The organism is Enterobacter sp. PTB (assembly GCF_051130085.1).
In the GTDB taxonomy this organism is placed as follows: Bacteria; Pseudomonadota; Gammaproteobacteria; order Enterobacterales; family Enterobacteriaceae; genus Enterobacter; species Enterobacter ludwigii.
The window spans coordinates 324,054-346,424 of the sequence record NZ_JBDKEE010000003.1 but is presented as its reverse complement, the minus strand read 5'-3'; the positions used below and the strand labels follow the sequence as shown (position 1 = coordinate 346,424).

The window sequence follows — 22,371 nt, the reverse complement described above, 5'->3', positions numbered from 1 at the left end:
GCCTCCGGATATAGGTTCGCTAGAATTCGTCTTTTGCTAAATCGCTGGTGCTTAATAGCGCTTTATCAATTTGCAGGCGATTAATAGCATCTTCTGATTGAGCCAGTGCTAAGGCTACGTTTTTATCGAAGTCTATTTTCGTGGGGAATAAAAATGTTTGATAAATAACGTCCTGATTAGCCGTTATTGTTATCCAACTTCCCCATCGTGCACTGGGCCGCTCGTTGATTGTTATATTTCCAGTAAATGTACTGTCCCATTTGTCACTGAATGCACGATAAAAATTGTGCCCGACCGAGGAGACAGTGTGGTCTGTTAACAATCCGGGAACTTCGACCTCGACGGCCCGTCCGTTCCCGGCAGCGAGCATAAAACTCGCTGCGGCGATCCAACTCAACGTGCGTTTCATTTGATTAACGCCTGAGGTTATCGTTTGCCCATGAAACAGCCTGAGTTCGGTTCTTAACAGCTATCTTCTTGAAAAGATTATAAAGGTGCGTCTTTACCGTATTTTCGCTGATAAATAACGAACGGGCGATTTCAATATTTGAAGCACCAATGCGCAATTTGTTCAGGATCTCTTTCTCACGGTGCGTTAGCAGCGCTGACTCTGAACTGTTATAGCGGTAATTTCCGGAGTGCGTGATGAGGTAGCTGGCAAGTTTTTGCGAAAAATAACACTCGCCACGCAATATACCCTGCAGACCTTCGACCAGCCGATCTTCTTCTTCCGTGATATAGAACACACCATTGATATGCGGCCAGCTTTCAATATCTCTGAAGGGATACTCATCAGGGGTATTCAATAATAACACGCGGATATTATTGTTTTTCCTGCTTAAATTATCTTGCCAGTAATGGATAAGCTTTTTATCCGCTTCCATCATATCAATCAGAATGATACTGCCAGGTGCAATATCATCAAAAGAACGTTGAATATTATGTAATTTCCCGTGCAGAGACAGCGATTGCTTTAAATGTTGTAATAAAGCGGTCGCTTGCAACGAAGGTTTTGTGATCAACAGTAACGTATGACCATGTAAACTTTGGACTTCATTATACATGATGAAACCCCACTTTTTTATGACACCTGACAGCGGTCCTCCAGATAAAAAAGAGGACCCCAGAAGTACTGACAGATGTTGCACTGCTGTGTGAAGAAAAAAACCATAACCTCCAGCAGGAGGTAAATATAAAACAAATTTCGTACATCTGATTTCAATCTAGCTATTACTAACTTTAAAGCAAGTGTTAAACGTGTAACAGGATGTAAAAATCAATATTAATTTGTGAAAATAGACTCTTTTAAATGTTGTGGAATGATAAGAAAGTTGTACATATAAATAACCCTGCACAGATTTTAAAAATCATACAAATATTTATAATCATTTGATTTTTATGAATATTAATTATTTATTTCTTCCCGTAAAGAGGTATGAGTCACAGAGATTTTCTAAGTCCTGGAATGAACGGTGCTGCGTCTTAAGAAAACAGGTCTCGTGTCACGTGTTGTGTAAAATGTCCTCCTGGCGTTTCGTTTAGTGTCCGTTGCATGGGGGCTTTACCCCTCTCGTCCCGCTGCGTAATCGATTATTAAGAAAAGCTTAATAGAAAAATAAGAACCCCGATCTATAACGTTTTTTTGCATGGAATTACTACTTTGAGGTGACGTCATAAATAAAAATAAGCCACGCGGGTGAGATATTTAAAATGTTTCGGCAGACATACTCATCACCGTAACGACGCGTTAACAAATTACGAGTCGTTCTAACACGAAGTCACAGTAACAAGGTTATGGCGTTATCAAATAGCCAGGTCCAGGGTGACAACATGAAAAATACATCGTTATTTATGATGTTTACATTACTGGGTGCGCCTGGATTTGTAATCGCGGCTGATTCAGATTTGGCTAACGCTGAATATAACTTCACGGTTAATGAATTAAGTCGTTCATCATTAAATCAGGCAGCCATTATTGGTCAGCAGGGCATGTTAAATGATGCTCAGGTTCGCCAGGACGGGTCAAAATTATTGTCCATTGTTTCTCAGGATGGAGCAGGCAACAGAGCGAGAGTTGATCAATCAGGGACTTATAATATTGCCTGGATCGATCAGAGCGGTAGCGCGAATGATGCAGGTATTACGCAAGATGGATATGGTAATAGTGCGAAAATTATCCAAAAAGGGTCGGGTAATAGAGCAAATATTACGCAGTACGGTACGCAGAAAACCGCAGTTGTAGTGCAGAGACAGTCGCAAATGGCGATTCGCGTTATTCAGCGTTAGTTATTTAGCGGCGACTTTAATCAATCCGATGGGGGTTTACCATGAAATTTATCAAAGTGGCAGCAATTGCAGCAATCGTAGTTTCTGGTAGTGCTATGGCCGGTAGTATTAATCAAGGCGGTTGGGGTAACGGGCATGGCCACGGTGGTCATGACAGTGGTCCAAATTCAACGCTGAGCATTTACCAGTACGGTGGCGGTAACTCGGCTCTCGCTTTGCAAACCAGTGCGAGAAATTCCACACTGACCATTAATCAGAGTGGCGGCGGTAACGGCGCTGACGTTGGCCAGGGCTCTGATGACAGCTCGATTAGTCTGACTCAGAATGGTTTCGGTAACAGCGCAACGCTTGACCAGTGGAATGGTAACCACTCGGTGATGAACGTTAGCCAGTACGGTGGTGGCAACGGTGCTGCTGTTGATCAAACCGCATCCGGATCCACTGTGACTGTTCAGCAGGTTGGTTTTGGCAACCACGCGACTGCACATCAGTATTAATTTCCAGTCTGTGCTACAAAAAACAGGGCATTTGCCCTGTTTTTTTTCGGGAGTTCATCATGAATACCTTAATTCTCCTCGCGGCGCTTTCCAGTCAGATCACGTTTAAAACATCGCAACAGGGAAATATGACCACCATTATTCCGCAGGTTATTCTGACGGAACCGTGTGAATGTCAGGTGCAGATTGTCTCTTTGCGACAGGGGCAGGGGGGGCAAAGTTCTTCACGGCAACAAAACACACTTTTTATTCCCGCTAATCAGACGATTGATTTAATGCGGCTGAGTTTAAATATAGATTCCGGAGACAAGGTGAACATTACTGTCACCGTCTCTGACGGGAAATCGCTTCATTTATCACAGCAATGGTCCCCGGCGGGAAGTGCGCTCTAATGATTATGAAATCAAGACGTTGTGGATATGGCGGGCGTGCGCGGTTGAGCTATGCTGTTATCAGGAACTGTGCAGTGCTGTTCCATAACGTGATGCTTCGTTTGCCCTAGCGGAGCGCGTTTACCCCTCAAGGACGACTTTCATTGAGGAGTACATATAGTGACCAAATATTTAGCCCGACGGGTTTATGGTTTAGGTTTGATCCTCTCTGCATTTATTACTCCCGCTTTTTCAGCCACGATTGTCGACGGTGGTGTGATTCATTTTCGCGGCGCTATTGTCGCAGACCCCTGCGTGGTCACACCGCATCATGACGCGTTTGCAATGACATGCCCGGATAATAATCGGATGCAAACGCGCAGAGTCAGCTATGAAGATGTACTTAACGGTCAGGTCAACGATTCCAGCCTCGCAACTCTCAGCATGAAGTACCTTAATCCCGAAAAAACGCTCGCGGTTGTTCAAATTCAGTATCGTTAATTCTCGCTCTTCCGCTCCCCGGCGGAAGAGGTTTTTCCCCGATAGTTTTTTATCCATACCTCCTCTGCGATACACTTAAGAAAAAGGCGGGTAGCAGAGGGTACGTATGAAACCGCAAATTGAAGTCATTCATGGCGATATTACGACGATGCACGTCGACGTGATCGTTAATGCGGCCAATCCATCACTGATGGGCGGGGGCGGTGTTGACGGCGCAATCCACCGGGCTGCAGGACCGCAGCTCCTTGAGGCCTGTAAAGCTGTGCGTCAGCAGCAGGGTGAATGTCCTCCGGGTCATGCGGTGATTACCCTCGCGGGAGATCTTCCTGCCAAAGCGGTGATTCACGCTGTGGGGCCTGTATGGCATGGCGGCGATCGGCATGAGGCGAGTATTCTGGAGGAGGCGTACCGCAACTGCCTGCGCCTGGCCGCGGATAACGGCTATAAGACGATGGCTTTTCCGGCTATCAGCACTGGGGTATACGGATATCCAAAACCTGCCGCTGCCACGATCGCGGTAGAGACCGTTTACCGATACCTCTCCCTCAAGCCGATGCCTGAGAAGGTAATTTTTGTCTGTTTCGACGAAGAAACCACGCACCTTTATCAGCGGCTTCTCACGCAGCGTGGACAGGACGTAGAGAGCTAAAACAAACGCGGCGCACTGAGTGCGCCGCGTTTGTTTATGAGGCTTTAGCCTGTGGTTTTCCTGAAAAGAGGAAACGCAGGAGCGGGATCCGCAGATGGATTTCATAGAGCACGATGGCAATCCCAATCACAAAGACCAGTCCGGTAAAGAAACCCAGCGTGTTGGACGCAATATGTGGCGTGATATAAGCGCCGAAGAACAGCGTCAGCGGGTGGTGCACCAGGTAAATAAACAGTGAAGCATTGACGAAGTAGGTCACGCGGCTGGACTTAAAGTTCAGCAAGCGGTGTCCCAGCGCGAAGACCACATTCACCATCCACAGGCCCAGCAGCATGGTGATCACGCTTTCTGTTTCATACATCCAGCCATCGCCGCTGCCATAGCGCTGATTTAACAGATAGGCCGCAAACGCGATAGCGGCACCCAGGGCGCACCATGGCGACGGGGTGGTAAACAGCGATTTAAGTTTGGGATGAATAAATGCCAGCGCACCGGCTAAAAAGAAGGGGATGTAAAACAGCGACTGCATCACGACGAAATTGAACAGCCCGTCACTCAGTATCGGCGGATACACGATAAATAGCGTGCGTCTCACGGCCGCATAGGCGATACCCAGCAGCAAAAAGAGCAGAGACAGTTTACCCAGCGTAATATTGGCGAAGAAGGTATCGGCCTGGGTACTCAGGCGATGGCGCAGGCGGCTGAAAATCACCAGGCTGACCGTGGTGAGCACCACCAGGACCAGCAGGAACCACAGGTGAGACACCAGTTCCCAGACCAGGGTATTGTACTTTTCATACAGCGTCAGATTTGGCCAGTTCTCCGCCTTGCCTTTGACGTACTGCAACATAATAAACTGCGGCAACGTCAGCAGGGGAATGGCGGTCAACATCGGAATGCCCACACGCTCCACGCGCACTTTCCACCAGCGTTTTACCGGGTAGCGTAAGAACAGCATGTAGGAGAAATAGCCGGATATGACAAAAAACACCTGCATACGAAAGGCATGGATAAAGTCATTAAACAGCGTGAGCCACCAGGAAGGCATCTGGCTATTCACATGCCAGGTGTGGCTGGAGTAAATCAGTGAAATGTGAAAGGGGATCCCCAACAGCATCAGCCATGCCCGGATCGAGTCGAGGAAATATTCACGTTCTACAGGTGTTGAGCTCATATAACTTTGTGCATTCTCAGACTTTTCGCCTTATCCCTAAGACTCATAATGGTTACATTCGAAGCCAACCCTACACCAAGACCGACACCCTGTCTCCAGGATAAGCACGCAAAGTGAAAAGCGGGTTCTTTCATTTGCTTAATCCATGAGCCAGCGAGCTGAACAAAGCAGTGATAATGTTGTCGGATTGCCTGAGTTTCCATTAAAATGGATCGGATCGATATAAGCACACAAAGGGGGAAGTGCTTACTTATTATGAAACATAAACCACAGATGATGAAAATGCGTTGGTTGGGTGCTGCAGTGGTGTTATCTCTGTATACCTCATCGGCACTGGCCTTTAACATCGACGATGTCGCAAAACAGGCAAAATCGATGGCAGGCAAGAGCTACGAAGCGCCAAAAAGTAACTTGCCCTCCGTTTTCCGCGACATGAAGTATGCGGACTATCAGCAGATCCAGTTCAACCATGACAAAGCGTACTGGAACAACATTAAAACCCCGTTCAAGCTTGAGTTTTATCATCAGGGAATGTACTTCGACACGCCTGTTGCCATTAATGAAGTGACGGCGACCGCGGTACGTAAAATCAAGTACAGCCCGGATTACTTCAATTTTGGCAATGTTCAGCACGATAAAGATACGGTTAAAGACCTGGGCTTCGCTGGCTTCAAGGTGCTTTACCCGATCAACAGCAAAGATAAAAACGACGAAATCGTCAGCATGCTCGGTGCCAGCTACTTCCGCGTGATCGGGGCAGGGCAGGTGTACGGGCTTTCTGCGCGTGGCCTCGCCATTGATACCGCGCTGCCATCAGGTGAAGAGTTCCCGCGTTTCCGCGAGTTCTGGATTGAACGTCCAAAACCAACCGACAAACGCCTGACTATTTATGCACTGTTGGATTCCCCGCGTGCGACCGGTGCTTATCGCTTTGTGATTATGCCTGGCCGTGACACGGTCGTTGACGTGCAGTCCAAAGTTTACCTGCGCGATAAAGTCGGCAAACTGGGCGTTGCACCGCTGACCAGTATGTTCCTGTTTGGGCCGAATCAGCCGTCACCGGCGACGAACTTCCGCCCGGAACTGCACGATTCCAACGGTCTTTCTATTCATGCAGGTAATGGTGAGTGGATCTGGCGTCCGCTGAATAACCCGAAACATCTGGCTGTTAGCAGTTTTGCGATGGAAAACCCGCAAGGTTTCGGCCTCCTGCAGCGTGGCCGTCAGTTCTCCCGATTTGAAGATCTGGATGACCGCTATGACCTGCGCCCAAGCGCCTGGGTCACGCCGAAAGGTGACTGGGGTAAAGGTAAAGTTGAGCTGGTTGAAATTCCAACCAATGACGAAACCAACGATAACATCGTTGCTTACTGGACGCCGGATCAGCTGCCGGAAGCCGGTAAAGAGATGAACTTCAAATACACCATTACCTTTAGCCGCGACGAAGACAAACTGCATGCGCCGGATAACGCATACGTCATGCAGACTCGCCGTTCTACGGGTGATGTGAAGCAGTCTAACCTGATCCGTCAGCCTGATGGCACCGTGGCCTTTGTTGTGGACTTCGCGGGCCAGGATATGAAAAAACTGTCCCCGGATACTGCCGTTGCGGCTCAGGCCAGCATCGGTGATAACGGTGAAATCGTTGAGAACACCGTACGCTATAACCCGGTAACGAAAGGCTGGCGTCTGACGCTGCGCGTGAAAGTGAAAGATCCGAAACAGACCACTGAAATGCGTGCTGCGCTGGTCAGTAACGATCAGCCGCTGAGTGAAACCTGGAGCTATCAGCTACCTGCCAATGAATAATACATCTGAATATATTGATGCCATGCCGCTGACGGACATTGAAAAAGCGGCGCTGCCTAAAAGCGACATCCGCGCGGTGCATACCGCGCTGGATGGCGAACACCGTCCGTTTTCACGTGACGATGATACGCCGCTGGGGTCAGTAAAGGCGCGTCTGGAGCAGGCATGGCCAGACTCGCTGGCAGAAGGGCAGTTGATTAAAGACGACGAAGGACGCGATCAGCTTCAGGCAATGCCGAAAGCCACGCGTTCCTCGATGTTCCCTGACCCGTGGCGCACCAACCCGGTTGGCCGCTTCTGGGATCGCCTGCGTGGGCGTGATGTTACGCCGCGCTATCTGTCGCGCCTGACGAAAGAAGAGCAGGCCTCCGAACAGAAATGGCGGACCGTGGGGACCATTCGTCGTTACATTCTGCTGTTACTGACGCTGGCGCAGACCGTGGTCGCTACCTGGTACATGAAAACCATTCTGCCTTACCAGGGCTGGGCGCTTATCAACCCTGCAGACATGATGGGCCAGGATATCTGGGTCTCCTTCATGCAGCTGCTGCCGTATATCCTGCAGAGCGGCATTCTTCTGCTGTTTGCCGTTCTCTTCTGCTGGGTGTCAGCCGGTTTCTGGACCGCGCTGATGGGCTTCCTGCAGCTGCTGATGGGGCGGGACAAATACAGCATTTCAGCCTCAACGGTCGGGGATGAACCCCTTAATCCTGAGCACCGTACGGCGCTGATCATGCCTATCTGTAACGAAGACGTTGACCGAGTATTTGCGGGTCTGCGTGCGACCTGGGAGTCCGTAAAGGCAACCGGTAACGCGGCGCATTTTGACGTCTATATCCTCAGTGACAGCTACAACCCGGACATCTGCGTTGCCGAGCAAAAAGCCTGGATGGAACTGATCGCGGAAGTACAGGGTGAAGGCCAGATCTTCTACCGCCGTCGTCGTCGTCGCGTGAAACGTAAAAGCGGGAACATCGATGACTTCTGCCGTCGCTGGGGGAATCAGTACAGCTACATGGTCGTGCTCGATGCTGACTCCGTAATGAGCGGCGACTGCCTGAGCGGTCTGGTGCGTCTGATGGAAGCCAACCCGAACGCGGGGATTATCCAGTCTTCGCCAAAAGCGTCCGGTATGGACACGCTTTATGCGCGCTGCCAGCAGTTTGCAACCCGCGTCTACGGGCCGCTCTTTACCGCTGGTCTGCACTTCTGGCAACTGGGTGAGTCTCACTACTGGGGTCACAACGCCATTATCCGCGTGAAGCCGTTCATTGAGCACTGTGCGCTGGCTCCGCTGCCGGGTGAAGGTTCGTTTGCGGGGTCTATTCTGTCGCACGACTTCGTGGAAGCGGCGTTGATGCGTCGTGCTGGCTGGGGCGTCTGGATCGCCTACGACCTGCCGGGATCTTACGAAGAGCTGCCGCCGAACCTGCTGGATGAGCTCAAGCGTGACCGCCGCTGGTGTCACGGTAACCTGATGAACTTCCGCCTGTTCCTCGTAAAAGGGATGCACCCGGTTCACCGTGCTGTGTTCCTGACTGGCGTAATGTCTTATCTCTCCGCACCGCTGTGGTTTATGTTCCTTGCGCTCTCTACTGCGCTACAGGTGGTGCATGCTCTGACGGAACCGCAATACTTCCTGCAACCGCGCCAGCTGTTCCCGGTGTGGCCGCAGTGGCGTCCGGAGCTGGCGATTGCGCTGTTTGCCTCCACTATGGTGCTGCTGTTCCTGCCTAAGCTGCTCAGTATCATTCTGATCTGGTGCAAAGGCTCGAAAGAGTACGGTGGTTTCTGCCGCGTGACGCTCTCGCTTCTGCTGGAAGTGCTGTTCTCGGTGCTGCTGGCGCCGGTGCGTATGCTGTTCCATACCGTGTTTGTGGTCAGCGCGTTCCTCGGCTGGGAAGTGGTCTGGAATTCTCCGCAGCGTGATGATGACTCCACGCCGTGGGGGGAAGCCTTCATGCGTCATGGCTCGCAGCTGCTGCTGGGTCTGGTATGGGCGGCAGGTATGGCCTGGCTGGATCTGCGCTTCCTGTTCTGGCTGGCACCGATTGTCTTCTCGCTGATCCTGTCACCGTTTGTGTCAGTGATTTCGAGCCGCTCAACGGTGGGGCTGCGTACCAAACGCTGGAAACTGTTCCTGATCCCGGAAGAGTATTCGCCGCCACAGGTGCTGGTGGATACCGACACGTATCTTGAGCAGAACCGCAAACGTTCGTTGGAAGATGGTTTTATGCACGCGGTGTTTAACCCGTCATTTAACGCTCTGGCGACGGCCATGGCGACAGCGCGTCACCGTGCAAGCCAGGTACTGGAGATTGCCCGCGATCGTCACGTTGAGCAGGCGCTGAACGATACGCCGGAAAAACTCAACCGCGACCGTCGTCTGGTGCTGTTGAGCGATCCGGTTACGATGGCACGCCTTCACTACCGTGTGTGGTCAGCGCCGGAAAAATACTCTTCGTGGGTCAGCCACTATAAAGAGATTAAAATTAATCCACTCGCGCTGAAGGCGAAGTAAGCCTTCTGTGCCCGGCGGCGTTACGCTACCCGGCAAATAAAAATACCGGCTGAAAAGCCGGTATTTTTTTAGAGGTCATTGATGAAAATAATCCTCGCCGTGATGATGGCGTGTTTACTCAGCGGCTGTGGCAGCATCATCAGCCGCACCATTCCAGGGCAAGGCCACGGTAATCAGTACTACCCCGGGGTAAAATGGGATGTACGTGACTCAGCGTGGCGCTATCTCACCGTGCTCGATTTACCGTTTTCACTGGTATTCGATACGCTATTGCTGCCGATCGACGCTCAGCACGGCCCTTATGAATAGGGGAAATTAACGCTCATCCCACTCATCGGCTGCGGTCTGTCCTTCTTCCGTATCCAGCGGCGGCTCGAGCTGAAATTCGCCCTCATCCCACTCGTGCAGGGTGTTTTCTTCAAGCCATTCCTGCCGTAGTTCGATTTCGTCATAGTCGCCATCAAAGACGGCCTGCGCACCTTCTCCGCTCAGGACCGGCAAACATTCTCCTTCCTCGCCATCATCAGCAAAGAATTCGGCCTGCCACATAATATCCCCGTCCTGCAGAACGTATTTCTGGATATTAAGTTGTTGCACGTCAGCATTTTCTTCCTCAACGCCGGGATTATCGGCGAGGAACTCTTCACGAGCGGCATCAATAGCTTCTTCCAGTGTGGCGTACATGGTCATTGGTGTCTCCCTGTTTTCCTGAAGGTTTCAGGGAAAGAATAGCTGAATATCGGGTTCTGCAAGTATGAATACAAAAATAAGCTGTCACGCGTTCGTCTTATTAACGACCGGTCGTAAAGCCCTCGATAAACTGAGCCACGAATAAATCGCATTAAACAACACCACGCCCGCGGTGACGATAAACACGGCGCGGAAACCAAAACTGGCGGAAATCCCGGCTCCGACAAGCGGTCCGGTGACGTTGCCGATATCGCGAAATGACTGGTTATAGCTAAAAATGCGGCCGGCTATCTGGTTCGTTGAGTTGTAAACCAGCAGGGTCTGAACCGCAGGCAGTAACGCGCCGTCTGCCGCTCCCAGTAAGAAGCGCAGCAGGCCAAGCTGCCACGGTGCTTGTACCATCGACATCGGAATAAGGAGCAGAACGGAAATCACCAGGGCGCATATCAGGATTTTTTCCGGGCCCACGCGGTCCCCCAGTTTTCCCAGCCTCGGGGCGCTGAGCAGCGCCGCCACGCCGGGCACCGACGCGATAAGCCCACTGATAAACGCAATATTACTGACGTCACCGGCCAGATCGCGAACGTAGAGCGTCAGAATAGGGGCAATCGACCCGGTTGCTACCTGAATAATCAGGGTCGTGACGAACAGGCTTAGCACCAGCCTGGGATTTTTAAGCGAGGTCAGCACATCCCGTGCGTGGAGCATCTCTTTTCGAGTGACCGGGGTGAAACGTTCACGGATACAGAGCAGCGTGACGATAAAGCAGAGAAAAAGGACGCTGGCAGTAATGAAAAAGACCGGACGCAGGCCGTAGTTATCCGCCAGCAGCCCGCCTGCCAGCGGTCCCAGCAATGCGCCGCTCACGCCTCCGGTGGAGAGCGTTCCGAGCGCCCAGCCGCTTTTGTGTCGCGGAATTTGGGTGGCGATGAGCGCATTTGCGTTAGGAATAAAGCCCCCCAGCAGGCCCAGTAACGCGCGCAAAATCAGAAATTGCCAGACGTTCTGCGCAAGGCCCATCAGCGCCATGATGATGGCCATCCCCAGTGCCGAACGCAGCAGCATGATCTTTCGTCCTTTGCGATCGGCAAGGCCACCCCAGAAGGGCGAAGCAATCGCGGAAAAGAGAAAGGTGATACTGAAGAGCAGGCCAGACCACATATTGAGCGCACTGTGACCGGTGACGCCAAGTTGTTCAACGTAAAGCGGCAGGAAGGGCATCACCAGGCTAAACGCCGCACCGGTGAGAAAACAGCCAAGCCACGCAACCGTGAGGTTACGCTTCCAGTTTATGGGGGCATCTGAGGGTGACATAACAATCCGCATAATGAGGTGCAGCGCACCATAGGCCTGAAGTAATAAGCCTGCTAAGTATGCGCCTGGGTTATGATCGCTGCAATGCGGAGGAGCTTTTAAAGCTAAATGAGCGTGCGGCCCTGATGGCCGCACGGAAAATTAATAGCGCGACGGCATACCCTCTGGCCGTGTTTTGAAGCGACGATGGAGCCACATATACTGCTCCGGCGCGAGCATGATGCATTTCTCAACCACTCTGTTCATCCAGCGAGCGGTCGTTTCCGCATCGTCCAGCGGCGGCGCGAGTTCTGGCTCGAGCATCATTAACTCGTAGCCGGAGCCATCCGGCTTGCGACGCGGGACAAACGGGACGATTGCTGCTTTGGACATTTTCGCCAGCATCCAGGTACCGGTGGTTGTGGCCGCCTCTTCAACGGCGAAGAACGGGACAAATACGCTGGATTGTGGGCCATAATCGTGGTCAGGGGCATACCAGATCACTTCACCTGATTTCAGCGCGCGGATCATCCCCTTCAGGTCTTTACGGTCGATCATACTTTTGTTGGAGCGCATACGGCCATTGGTCTGGATTAAATCGATCACCGGGTTATCGTTAGGGCGATAAACACCAATACCAGGTGCCTGCATGCCAAACATACGCGCACCGATCTCCAGCGTCAGAAAATGCACGCCAATCAGCAGTACGCCTGTCTTATTGGCCTGAAGCGTATGCACAGGCTCCATACCCGTCCCGGTGACTTCACTCCAGCGGGCCATCCGTTTGTCTGGCCAGAACCACGCCATACCGGTTTCCATCAGCCCCATGCCAACGGATTCGAAATTCCTGGTCACCATCTCATGACGTTCCGCCTCGCTCATCTGCGGGAAGCACAGCTCAAGGTTGCGGTAGGCAATCCTGGCGCGGCGTTTCATGAATTTTTGACCAATACGGCCCACACATTTGCCCACACGGAAAATCACAGGGTAAGGGAGTTGGACCATCAGCCATAAAAAACCAATGCCAAGCCAGGTCAACCAATAGCGGGGATGCAAAAGGGCGACAGTAAATTTCGGTAACTGGGTCATGTCTTTCCTGTGTTCTAACGTCCTGTTTAGCTATTGTCTCATTTTTTGAGGCGTAGCCAAAATGTCTGTCTTCGAAACGTGTACGAATGCAGCAATTGTTAAGTCTGACTAACTAGGGTGTGTGAAATGTAGCGTAAATTGTGTGGATGTAAATTGTCATTGTTTGCTATATGATGCCGACCGATTTTTCATTCTCTCTAACGATTGCAGGACTTGTACACCATGCCAGTGTTACACAACCGCGTTTCGAATGAGATGTTAAAGGCGCGTATGTTGGCTGAAACCGAACCGCGCACGACAATCTCATTCTACAAATACTTCACCATCAACGATCCACAAGCGACCCGCGATGCGCTTTATCAGGCCTTCACGACGCTGAATGTTTTCGGGCGCGTCTATCTTGCCCGTGAAGGCATCAATGCCCAGATCAGCGTACCGGAAAGCAAAGTGAACGCCTTCCGCGACCTGCTTTACGGGTTCGATCCGGCTCTCAACGGTGTACGCCTGAACATTGCCCTGGATGATGACGGTAAATCATTCTGGGTGCTGCGCATGAAAGTGCGTGAACGCATTGTCGCGGATGGTATTGACGATCCGGCGTTTAACGCCGCTGATGTCGGGGAATACCTGAAAGCGGCGGAAGTGAATGCGATGCTGGACGATCCGGATGCGGTGTTCATCGATATGCGTAACCACTATGAGTATGAAGTGGGGCATTTCGAAAACGCGATGGAAATTCCGGCTGATACCTTCCGCGAGCAACTGCCAAAAGCGGTTGAGATGATGCAGGAACATAAAGATAAAAAGATCGTGATGTACTGCACCGGTGGGATCCGCTGTGAGAAGGCCAGCGCCTGGATGAAGCACAACGGGTTTAATAAGGTCTGGCACATTGAAGGCGGCATTATTGAGTACGCCCGTCGTGCCCGTGAGCAGGGTTTACCGGTGCGTTTTATCGGTAAGAACTTTGTCTTTGACGAACGAATGGGCGAGCGTATTTCAGAGGATGTGATTGCCCATTGTCACCAGTGCGGTACGCCGTGTGATACTCATACCAACTGCAAAAATGACGGATGTCATTTGCTGTTTATTCAGTGTCCGGCCTGTGCCGAGAAATTTAACGGATGCTGCAGCGAACTGTGCAGTGAAGAGAGTATGCTGCCGGAAGAGGAGCAGCGCCGTCGTCGTGCAGGACGGGAAAACGGTAACAAGATTTTTAATAAATCCCGTGGCCGTCTGAACACCAAACTGGGTATTCCCGACCCTGAATAAGGCTGATGCCCGGCAGCGTGAAAGCCTGCCGGGCGTAGCTATTATGACTTCTGCTGAACGCCTTCAACGGAAATAATCAGTTCGACATCCTGAGAAGCCGGGCCCAAATCGGTAGTAATATTAAAGTCTTTCAGGTGAATTTTACCTGCGGCTTCAAATCCGGCACGTTTACCCCCCCACGGATCGTCACCCTGGCCCATTAATTTTGCATTCAGCGTAACCGGTTTTGTCACGCCGTTGAGCGTCAGGTTGCCGGTAATATCCAGCTTATCGCCATCTTTTTTCACTTCCGTGGAGGTGAAGGTGGCCTGTGGGAATTTAGACACGTTCAGGAATTCCGCACTGCGCAAATGTTTATCGCGTTCTGCATGATTGGTGTCGACGCTGTTGGTATTAATGGTCACGTTGACTTTATCGGCGGCAGGATTTTTTTCGTCAAAGCTGAATGTGCCGTCAAAATCATTAAAGGTGCCATACAGCCAGCTATACCCGAGATGCTGAATACGGAAATTGACGAAAGCATGTTGGCCCTCTTTATCAATTTTATAGTCAGCAGCAACGGCTGAGCCGGTGGTAAATAACAGAGAACCCAGTGCGATACCCAGCAGGTGTTTTTTCATTTTAAGCTCCAGAGTCAACTGACGAGCGGCCAAGCATGCGCTTTAGCGTATCGTCTTTATCGATGAAATGATGTTTAAGGGCGGCAAGCCCGTGCAGCACGGACAGGATAACCACGCTCCATGCCAGCCAGAGGTGAATCACCCCGGCAATATCGGCCTGTGATCCCGCATCGGCAAGCGTTGCCGGGACATCAAAAATGCCAAAAACGCTTATTGGCTTACCCTCTGCTGTCGAGATGAGATAGCCGCTGATCAGAAGCGCGAAGAGCAGCGCATAAAGCGTAATATGCGCGGCAACAGCGCTGATACGGGTAAATTTACTGTGGGTCTTTGGCGCGGCAGGCGGCGGTGAAATGTGTCGCCAGATCACGCGAATAACCAGCCCCATCATCAGCAGCACGCCGATGCTCTTATGCAGCTCCGGGGCCTGGTGATACCAGCCATCGTAATAGCTGAGCGTCACCATCCAGAGGCCAAGTCCGAACATGGCATAGACCGCAATAGCAAATATCCAGTGCAAGCTTATGGATATTATTCCATAGCGCCGGGAGGTGTTACGCAATTGCATCAGGATTACCATTATCAAATAAACAGAGCAGTAAAAATGAACGGGAAGGAATGATATTGCAACTGAAATAAGTCGATATTGATTTTTATTTTATTTATTTCAGCGGTTTTGAAAATGATCCGCAAAGGTAATTCAATGTCTTCGTGCAAGACTTAACAAAGGGCTAATTGAGGAATTGTTCTAACTTAAGTAAATATAAAGTAATGTCAATAAATGTCAGGCAGACTTTCAGTAAAATACAATGTAAATAAAATCAATGATGGCCAGCAGCGCCCACAATAAGATATAGAGCATCAAATGCTCACGAATATTATTGATGAGAAAACCCACAACTTTGCGCATAGCGCCCCGCAAACCGTAACAAGAGAACGGGCTCCGGAACGTCCGAAGCCCGTGGTGGATTATCCGTTAAAACGTGAAAGAGAGAAGGGCGTCAGATCAAACTGCGGTGTAATACCCTGGGCAAACTGCGCGGCAATTTCACCCAGCACCGACGCGAACTTAAAGCCGTGACCGCTCAGACCGGTGATGAGCAATGTGTTCTCATGCCCGGGCAGCGTATCGATAATAAAGTCTTCGTCCGGCGTGTTGTCGTAGGTGCATGCCGCGCCATAGAGTAAGCCACCGACGCCCGGCAAAATATTTCGCAGGAACGAGAAGGCTTCAGAGCCATCCTGTGGGTAGGCGCCAAACGGTTTACGTTCTTCAGGAGAGGAGATAATTTGTCCCCCATTGTGTTTCCCGATTTTGAGCGCGTCTTTATCCGAAGGGAAGCCGTAGAACTGATCGCCGTTGGGTAACTCGCCGGTGAACGCCGGGAATTTATTCTGCGTACTGTAACGGCCATCAGACTGGAACCAGGAGAAGACCTTGCGCACCGGCTGTACGGGCAGGTCTGGCAGCAGACGGGTTACCCAGGTACCCGCACTGATGAGCAATCGGGAGGCCGTGTACTCTCCGTCCAGGGTTGTCACCGTGACGCCGTCAGCGTCATGCTTAATGGCCTCGACCGGACAATTGAAAAGCTGGGCGCAGCCTGCTTTCGCGGCCAGCGCTATCCAGGTTTTTATTGCTGTTTCGCAATGCAGCACGCCGGAATGGGCTTCAAAGAGACCAACATAATCGTCCGGGACGGTGATTTCCGGCCAGCGTGACATGATCCCCGCCGCGTCGAGCTTCTCAACGTCCAGGTTAAATGTCTTCGCGCTGCGTTCGACGCTGGCGAGAAAATCAGAGCGGGCAGGACCAAGGTTAATGATGCCCGTGCGTTCGAAAATGCGCTCCTCAGTCTGTTTAGCCAGTTCGTCCCAGAGCGCTTGCGCGCGAAGTACCAGCGGGACATAGCGCTCGCCTTCACCATAGGCGTGACGAATGAGGCGAGTATCGCCATGATGACTTCCCTCTGAATGAGGGGGAAGATGGGCATCTATCATCAGAACCTTGAGGCCAGCCTGGGTGGCATAATATCCGGCGGCAGAACCAACGGAGCCGCTACCAATAATAATCAGATCATATTTCATGGGCATCTCTTAAACTAACGCTTTGTTAGCAGAGTAATTAACATCGGGGGCTTATACAAGGGAGAAATAAATAAGGCACCCCGAGGGTGCCTGTAGAGTGAAAAGTGGGCTAAACGCTAATGCCGTTTATACTCATTTTCCTGGTAGTCGCCAGATTCTATTTTTGCGATGCCTGCTTCCAAAATAGAAATAAACTGACGGGCGACGTCTGTCGTAAGCCACAGCGTCTGTCCAACTTCCGCTTCTTCACGGTTCAGCTGATTTGGGGTCTGGTAGTGCAAACGCAGCATCAGTGCATCGTAGCTGTCTACGGTACTGATATCCCAGCCAACGAGTGGGTGGGTCTGGATGACTTCGCTATTCTTTTCCATTATAACCCCCATAATGCGTGTTAGAAGACAACGACTTCGAGGTTCAATGCATGTTTTTCTGAAGCAACTTCAGTATACAAGTAATAAGGGTTCCTAAGGGAAAAATAAACAGCTAGCAACACATTTTTCTGCTTTTTAGGATTGTTCGAACAATAAAACACCATGTTGTTCACGATTTTTAAAGAAGTTGCCGAATTAATTTGAACTTTCTGGATTTTCAGGCGAAAAAAAAGCCGGGGCGACCCGGCAAAAAAACACAATGAGGGAGCAGTGTTAATCTGTGATGAACCAGTCGTCGGCGCTTTCCCACGTTTCCTGCAGGATTTCGGTGATACGCGCTTTATCTTCTTTCGCGCCGCCAATGACGGAGAGGTTGTTTGCGGCCGCGTAACGCACCGTTACGGCACCATCGTTTTCGGGAAAGGTGTTGTTAATACGACGGGATAATTCGCCTGCAAGCGCATCAAGCGCGCCGGCAGGCAGAACGGTAGTTTTGGCTATGGTGACTTCAATACGCATAAATGCCCCCTGTGTAATATACTGTTTATTTATACAGGTATATTATCAGTTTGACAACAAGGGGCACTGATTTTTTAGCGTTTTACCGTCCAGCGAACGGTTTCACCTGCCAGGAATGGGATCAGCGTGTCATCGGTCAGTGGAATGGCTTCCTCAACCTGGCTCTCTTTACGTTCCAGCTCAATGAAGGTCTCATTGACCGGCAGCCCATAAAAACGGGGGCCATTGAGTGAGCAGAACGCCTCGAAATGCGGCAGGGCATTCATCTCTTCAAACACGGTTGCATAGCTGGCGAGAGCGGTTGGGGCATTAAAGCAGCCCGCACAGCCGCAGCTTGCTTCTTTGCGATGACGCGCATGAGGTGCGGAATCCGTGCCCAGAAACGCGCGGGAGAAACCGCTGGCAACCAGTTCGCGCAGCGCCTGCTGGTGAATGTTACGCTTGAGGATCGGCAGGCAGTACAGATGCGGACGTACACCGCCAACCAGCATGTGGTTACGGTTAAACATCAAATGCTGTGGCGTGATGGTGGCGGCGATAAGCTCGTTACCGTCGCGGACATACTCCGCGGCATCTTTGGTGGTGATGTGCTCGAAGACCACTTTGAGCGCGGGAAGGCGCTGACGCAGGGGCTCCATCACGGTGTCGATAAAACGGGCTTCACGGTCGAAGATGTCGATCTCGGCATGCGTGACTTCACCGTGAACCAGCAGCGGCATACCCAGTTTCTGCATGCGCTCCAGCACCGGCATGATGGCATCAATGCTGGTAACGCCGTGGCTGGAGTTGGTGGTGGCATTGGCCGGGTAAAGTTTCGCAGCGGTGAATACGCCTTCGTTAAACCCGCGCTCCACTTCGTTTGGATCCAGGGAATCGGTCAGGTAGCAGGTCATCAGCGGGGTGAAATCATGGCCCGCCGGGACGGCATCCAGAATGCGCTGGCGATACGCAATTGCGGCATCGACGGTGGTGACTGGTGGCACCAGGTTAGGCATGACAATCGCGCGGCCATAAATTTCGCTGGTATAAGGCACGACGGTTTTGAGCATATCGCCATCGCGCAGATGGATATGCCAGTCGTCAGGGCGGCGGATTTTAAGAACCTGGGGTTGTGCAGTCATGGAAGCTCCGGCTTGTCAGGAATCAGTCATTCGGATGGCTGTTTTTGCCGGACACAAATCATAAGCGGAAACGTTTTCGTTTGCACACTTTTCCGTAAAAAAAGGGCGCCTCGGCGCCCTACGGGTTAATCAGTGAAGGGAATAATGATTTCTCCCGGTTTCACCTCTATCCCTTTAGCATACTTTTTCGCAAGCGCTTCACCCTTGCTCTTGTCTTCACTTAAGACATAGGCTGGCTGCTGATTAAAATAGTTACGCAGCGACTGATTCAGATAAGGCATCAGGGTTTGCAGCACAGATTTCATCTTGTCCGGCGTGACTTCCGCATCGACGACTTCCATCTCCTGCAGGTAAATAGCCCCTTTCTCTTTGTTAAAGACCGGCAGCGCTTTCAGCTTCAGCTTGATATTGGCTTTCTGGTTGCCGAAGAGGGAGGTCATATCGAGGTTTGCATCCCCGTTCAGCGTCACTTTGTTTGGCTCTTCACGTCCTATCTGGCTGGTCAGGTTGCTGAGGACGATATGCGCATCGGCAAGCCCGGGCACGCCGATGTCTTTTGAAAAGTTGTTATGTTTTTCCAGCGCCTGATTAATTTCCTGTTCACTGACGGTGTATTGCGTAAGCTGGTTACAGCCCACCAGCAGACCGCTGACAATGAATGCAGCGGCAATGACAATTTTCTTCATAGTGTTCCTCAACGAAAAATCGGCGCTTCTGTCCTGTTACGTCAGTATGTCAGTGTGAAATGGCAGAAACCAGCAGAAAAAACTGAGAAGTGAGGCGGGAGGGACCTCCCGCCAGAGGGAAGGGCTATGCGCCCGGTTCGAGCATACCGCTTGCGCTGCGTTTCTGGCTGAACTGCCACCAGAGGGCCAGCAGCGTCATAAAGCCCACCGCGCCGAGCATCATCCACGGCAGTTCCGGTTGATTCAGCGCTTTGCCTGCATCAAACAGCCAGCCGCCGCCGGCGTAACCCAAAGCCCCACCAAAGGCCAGACCGAGTCGGCTGAACCCCATATAGCTGCCGCGGGCACGCGCATCTGCAAGCGAGGCGCTCAGCGTCTCACGAGCCGGCTCGGCGATGATAGAGCCGATATAGAAGGTGCAAATCAGCGTAAACAGCTGCTGGAGAGAATTCACCAGACCGATGGGCATCATGCTCAGCGTCATTAAAAACAGCCCGGCCATCAGACGATGCTCCAGGCGAAAACGCCGTTCGCTCCAGCGGGCAATCGGATAGAGCAGCGTCAGCGAAAGCGCGGCTTCGATGGCGTACATCCATTTCACGGCGGCCGGGGTTCCCGCAATATCATTGACCATGATAGGCAGCATCAGCATCACCTGCACGGCAAGCATGTAGTAACCCGTCAGGGTCAATACGTAGGTGACAAAACGTTTGTCGTGCAGGACGCGGCCCAGCCCTTCGCGTACCGGCGCTTTCACCGTCGACAATTTCCATGCTGGCAGATACAGGCCATTAAAGAGGGCGCACAGAATAAAGAGCACCGCGCCAGCCGCGCAGACCAGACGGAAATCGTACTGCAGCAACCAGCTCCCCAGAAGCGCGCCAATTACCGCGCCCGCGCTGTCCTGCATCATCAAAATCGAGAAGAAACGTCCGCGGTGCTGCGGGCGAATTAACTTCACCACCAGCGCGGTACGCGGCGGGTCAAACAGGGTTCCGCCGATCCCGGAGAGAAAGCAGGAGAACCACAGAAGCCAGGGCTCATGGGCCACCGCCATCGTGGCAAAGCCTGCCGCACGAAGCAGCATACCGGTCACAATCATCGGTTTCGCGCCGAAGCGGTCAGCAATGGCACCGCCAAACACCCCAAGGCCTTGCTGGACAAACTGGCGTAAACCCAGCGCGATGCCAACCATCAGCGCCGCCCAGCCCATCTGATCGACAAAGCGGATCGAGATAAGAGGAAACACGACAAAAAAGCCGAGCACGACCAGCATGTTATCGACTAGCAGGAAATATTTACCCAGGCTCCTCGCCTGTGATACGCGGGACATTTTCCCTCCAGGGAAAACAGGATGGTGAGCACGCTAACATTCTGCGGGGTTACTGCGCGTTTTCCCACCCCTGGGCGTGACAATATTTTTTTATCAAAAGAGCGCTTTGATAGAGAGTTCTCATCGAAAAATGTGAAAAGAGGTCAAAATGGTATGTCACTGTTTTCACAGACGGCGCAGGCACAGGTATAGTAAAGCTAATGGGTCAGCAGAAGTGACGGGAAGGAGTGGTATCGATGTTTGGCTATCGCAGTAATGTGCCAAAAGTGCGTCTGACAACGGACAGGCTGGTCGTTCGTCTGGTGCATGAGCGTGATGCCTGGCGTCTGGCGGATTATTACGCCGAGAATCGCCAGTTTTTAAAACCCTGGGAACCCGTTCGGGATGAGAGCCATTGTTACCCATCCGGCTGGCAGGCGCGCCTCAGTATGATTGCGGAATTTCATAAGCAGGGAAGTGCGTTTTATTTTGCGCTGCTGGATCCTGAAGAAAAAGAGATCATCGGCATCGCCAACTTTTCAAACGTCGTGCGCGGATCGTTTCACGCCTGCTACCTCGGCTACTCCATCGGTCAGAAATGGCAGGGGCAGGGGCTGATGTATGAAGCATTAACGGTGGCAATCCGTTATATGCAACGCACGCAACATATCCATCGTATTATGGCGAACTATATGCCGCATAATCAGCGCAGCGGTAATTTGCTGGCGCGTTTAGGGTTTGAGAAAGAGGGTTACGCCAAAGACTATCTGCTGATAGATGGAGAATGGCGCGACCATGTCCTCACGGCATTAACTACCCGGGACTGGACAGCGGGTCGTTAAGGAGAAGAGATGAAATATCAGTTAAGCGGTGCAGAAGCGCGCGTCGTCGGATGCCTGCTGGAAAAACAGGTCACGACGCCGGAGCAATATCCGCTCTCTGTCAACGCCGTCATGATGGCCTGCAACCAAAAGACCAACCGCGAGCCGGTAATGAACCTCAGCGAGCATGACGTTCAGGATGTGCTGGATGAACTGGTGAAACGCCATTATCTGCGCACCGTCAGCGGCTTCGGAAACCGCGTCACCAAGTACGAACAACGTTTTTGTAATTCCGAATTCGGCGACCTGAAGTTGAGCGCCGCGGAAGTGGCGGTGATTACGACCCTTTTACTGCGCGGGGCACAGACTCCCGGCGAGCTGCGCACACGGGCTTCCCGTATGCATGAGTTTGCGGATATGCAGGAAGTGGAACAAACCCTGGAAGGGCTTGCAACCCGCGAGGATGGCCCTTACGTGGTGCGTCTGGCGCGCGAACCGGGCAAGCGTGAGAGCCGCTATATGCATCTCTTCAGTGGCGAGGTGGATACCGCGACGCTGGCAACGGAACAAGAGTCCACTGTTGTCAGCGGCAGCCTGACGGCGCGCGTGGACGCGCTGGAAGAGGAGGTCGCTGGGCTGAAACAGCGCCTGGACGCACTGCTGGCACATTTGGGAGATTAA

At 51.8% G+C, this 22,371-nt stretch carries 26 protein-coding genes; 11 read left to right on the top strand and 15 right to left on the bottom strand.

Annotation, left to right across the window (positions count from 1 at the left end; all coding sequences use genetic code 11):
- Window positions 1-19: 19 nt before the first annotated feature.
- The gene (csgE, locus tag AAIR21_RS05890) at window positions 20-409 is read right to left on the bottom strand and encodes a curli production assembly/transport protein CsgE (protein WP_041162532.1); all 390 of its coding nucleotides are present in this window, start codon (window positions 407-409) and stop codon (window positions 20-22) included.
- 4 nt (window positions 410-413) lie between these two features.
- Complete coding sequence (gene csgD / locus AAIR21_RS05885; RefSeq protein WP_020884699.1) at window positions 414-1,064, bottom strand: biofilm master transcriptional regulator CsgD; 651 nt, start codon at window positions 1,062-1,064, stop codon at window positions 414-416.
- 766 nt (window positions 1,065-1,830) lie between these two features.
- Between csgD and csgB the strand changes: the two genes are divergently transcribed.
- The 5 genes from csgB (at window position 1,831) to ymdB (ending at window position 4,304) form a co-directional block, all read left to right on the top strand.
- Window positions 1,831-2,286: a curli minor subunit CsgB gene (csgB, locus tag AAIR21_RS05880; protein WP_020884698.1), complete on the top strand. Its 456-nt coding sequence runs from the start codon at window positions 1,831-1,833 to the stop codon at window positions 2,284-2,286.
- Window positions 2,287-2,327: 41 nt separating this feature from the next.
- Window positions 2,328-2,783 (top strand): curli major subunit CsgA, encoded by a 456-nt coding sequence (csgA, locus tag AAIR21_RS05875; RefSeq protein ID WP_014169524.1) that lies wholly within the window; start codon window positions 2,328-2,330, stop codon window positions 2,781-2,783.
- Between the two features lie 59 nt (window positions 2,784-2,842).
- Complete coding sequence (gene csgC / locus AAIR21_RS05870) at window positions 2,843-3,175, top strand: curli assembly chaperone CsgC (protein WP_014169525.1); 333 nt, start codon at window positions 2,843-2,845, stop codon at window positions 3,173-3,175.
- Between the two features lie 159 nt (window positions 3,176-3,334).
- Window positions 3,335-3,655 carry a hypothetical protein gene (locus AAIR21_RS05865; RefSeq protein ID WP_014169526.1) on the top strand — a complete coding sequence of 107 codons (321 nt, stop codon included), beginning with the start codon at window positions 3,335-3,337 and terminating at the stop codon, window positions 3,653-3,655.
- Between the two features lie 106 nt (window positions 3,656-3,761).
- A complete protein-coding gene (ymdB, locus tag AAIR21_RS05860) occupies window positions 3,762-4,304 on the top strand; it encodes an O-acetyl-ADP-ribose deacetylase (protein ID WP_014169527.1) in 543 nt (180 codons plus the stop codon).
- Between the two features lie 34 nt (window positions 4,305-4,338).
- Here ymdB and mdoC read toward each other — a convergent pair whose 3' ends face one another.
- On the bottom strand, window positions 4,339-5,478 hold the full coding sequence (mdoC, locus tag AAIR21_RS05855; RefSeq protein WP_014169528.1) for a glucans biosynthesis protein MdoC: 1,140 nt from the start codon (window positions 5,476-5,478) through the stop codon (window positions 4,339-4,341).
- Between the two features lie 255 nt (window positions 5,479-5,733).
- Between mdoC and mdoG the strand changes: the two genes are divergently transcribed.
- The 3 genes from mdoG to AAIR21_RS05840 all read left to right on the top strand — a co-directional run bounded on the left by mdoG (window position 5,734) and on the right by AAIR21_RS05840 (window position 10,117).
- Window positions 5,734-7,287 carry a glucans biosynthesis protein MdoG gene (gene mdoG / locus AAIR21_RS05850; protein WP_025204472.1) on the top strand — a complete coding sequence of 518 codons (1,554 nt, stop codon included), beginning with the start codon at window positions 5,734-5,736 and terminating at the stop codon, window positions 7,285-7,287.
- A complete protein-coding gene (mdoH, locus tag AAIR21_RS05845; protein ID WP_032681268.1) occupies window positions 7,280-9,808 on the top strand; it encodes a glucans biosynthesis glucosyltransferase MdoH in 2,529 nt (842 codons plus the stop codon). Before mdoG ends, mdoH begins: the two co-directional genes overlap by 8 nt.
- 81 nt (window positions 9,809-9,889) lie before the next feature.
- Window positions 9,890-10,117, top strand: a complete 228-nt coding sequence (locus tag AAIR21_RS05840) for a YceK/YidQ family lipoprotein (protein WP_020884695.1) — start codon at window positions 9,890-9,892, stop codon at window positions 10,115-10,117.
- Between the two features lie 6 nt (window positions 10,118-10,123).
- On the opposite strand, the gene AAIR21_RS05835 is transcribed toward AAIR21_RS05840, so the two are convergent.
- The 3 genes from AAIR21_RS05835 to AAIR21_RS05825 all read right to left on the bottom strand — a co-directional run bounded on the left by AAIR21_RS05835 (window position 10,124) and on the right by AAIR21_RS05825 (window position 12,880).
- Window positions 10,124-10,498, bottom strand: a complete 375-nt coding sequence (locus AAIR21_RS05835; RefSeq protein ID WP_020884694.1) for a MysB family protein — start codon at window positions 10,496-10,498, stop codon at window positions 10,124-10,126.
- Window positions 10,499-10,582: 84 nt separating this feature from the next.
- The gene (gene mdtG, locus AAIR21_RS05830) at window positions 10,583-11,812 is read right to left on the bottom strand and encodes a multidrug efflux MFS transporter MdtG (protein ID WP_183516459.1); all 1,230 of its coding nucleotides are present in this window, start codon (window positions 11,810-11,812) and stop codon (window positions 10,583-10,585) included.
- 141 nt (window positions 11,813-11,953) lie between these two features.
- Window positions 11,954-12,880 (bottom strand): Kdo(2)-lipid IV(A) acyltransferase, encoded by a 927-nt coding sequence (locus tag AAIR21_RS05825; protein WP_014169534.1) that lies wholly within the window; start codon window positions 12,878-12,880, stop codon window positions 11,954-11,956.
- Window positions 12,881-13,102: 222 nt separating this feature from the next.
- On the opposite strand from AAIR21_RS05825, the gene AAIR21_RS05820 reads away from it, so the two are divergent.
- Entirely contained in the window at window positions 13,103-14,152 is a 1,050-nt protein-coding gene (locus AAIR21_RS05820; protein ID WP_020884692.1) for a rhodanese-related sulfurtransferase, read from the top strand.
- Between the two features lie 41 nt (window positions 14,153-14,193).
- Here AAIR21_RS05820 and AAIR21_RS05815 read toward each other — a convergent pair whose 3' ends face one another.
- From AAIR21_RS05815 to mdtH, 9 genes are all read right to left on the bottom strand, one after another.
- Window positions 14,194-14,772 carry a YceI family protein gene (locus AAIR21_RS05815; RefSeq protein WP_020884691.1) on the bottom strand — a complete coding sequence of 193 codons (579 nt, stop codon included), beginning with the start codon at window positions 14,770-14,772 and terminating at the stop codon, window positions 14,194-14,196.
- Between the two features lies 1 nt (window position 14,773).
- On the bottom strand, window positions 14,774-15,340 hold the full coding sequence (locus tag AAIR21_RS05810; protein ID WP_032670551.1) for a cytochrome b: 567 nt from the start codon (window positions 15,338-15,340) through the stop codon (window positions 14,774-14,776).
- 228 nt (window positions 15,341-15,568) lie between these two features.
- The gene (locus tag AAIR21_RS05805; RefSeq protein ID WP_032670549.1) at window positions 15,569-15,682 is read right to left on the bottom strand and encodes a DUF2770 family protein; all 114 of its coding nucleotides are present in this window, start codon (window positions 15,680-15,682) and stop codon (window positions 15,569-15,571) included.
- 59 nt (window positions 15,683-15,741) lie between these two features.
- Window positions 15,742-16,860 carry an N-methyl-L-tryptophan oxidase gene (gene solA, locus AAIR21_RS05800; RefSeq protein ID WP_020884688.1) on the bottom strand — a complete coding sequence of 373 codons (1,119 nt, stop codon included), beginning with the start codon at window positions 16,858-16,860 and terminating at the stop codon, window positions 15,742-15,744.
- 116 nt (window positions 16,861-16,976) lie between these two features.
- Window positions 16,977-17,231, bottom strand: coding sequence for a biofilm formation regulator BssS (bssS, locus tag AAIR21_RS05795; RefSeq protein WP_008500827.1), 255 nt, complete (start codon window positions 17,229-17,231; stop codon window positions 16,977-16,979).
- A 273-nt stretch (window positions 17,232-17,504) separates the two neighbouring features.
- Complete coding sequence (dinI, locus tag AAIR21_RS05790) at window positions 17,505-17,750, bottom strand: DNA damage-inducible protein I (RefSeq protein ID WP_020884687.1); 246 nt, start codon at window positions 17,748-17,750, stop codon at window positions 17,505-17,507.
- 74 nt (window positions 17,751-17,824) lie between these two features.
- A complete protein-coding gene (pyrC, locus tag AAIR21_RS05785; protein WP_149376674.1) occupies window positions 17,825-18,871 on the bottom strand; it encodes a dihydroorotase in 1,047 nt (348 codons plus the stop codon).
- Between the two features lie 125 nt (window positions 18,872-18,996).
- Complete coding sequence (locus AAIR21_RS05780) at window positions 18,997-19,557, bottom strand: lipoprotein (protein ID WP_020884685.1); 561 nt, start codon at window positions 19,555-19,557, stop codon at window positions 18,997-18,999.
- 124 nt (window positions 19,558-19,681) lie between these two features.
- The gene (gene mdtH / locus AAIR21_RS05775; RefSeq protein WP_014169547.1) at window positions 19,682-20,890 is read right to left on the bottom strand and encodes a multidrug efflux MFS transporter MdtH; all 1,209 of its coding nucleotides are present in this window, start codon (window positions 20,888-20,890) and stop codon (window positions 19,682-19,684) included.
- Between the two features lie 236 nt (window positions 20,891-21,126).
- Between mdtH and rimJ the strand changes: the two genes are divergently transcribed.
- Window positions 21,127-21,711: a ribosomal protein S5-alanine N-acetyltransferase gene (rimJ, locus tag AAIR21_RS05770; RefSeq protein WP_013097146.1), complete on the top strand. Its 585-nt coding sequence runs from the start codon at window positions 21,127-21,129 to the stop codon at window positions 21,709-21,711.
- A gap of 9 nt (window positions 21,712-21,720) precedes the next feature.
- Window positions 21,721-22,371 carry a YceH family protein gene (locus tag AAIR21_RS05765; RefSeq protein WP_020884684.1) on the top strand — a complete coding sequence of 217 codons (651 nt, stop codon included), beginning with the start codon at window positions 21,721-21,723 and terminating at the stop codon, window positions 22,369-22,371.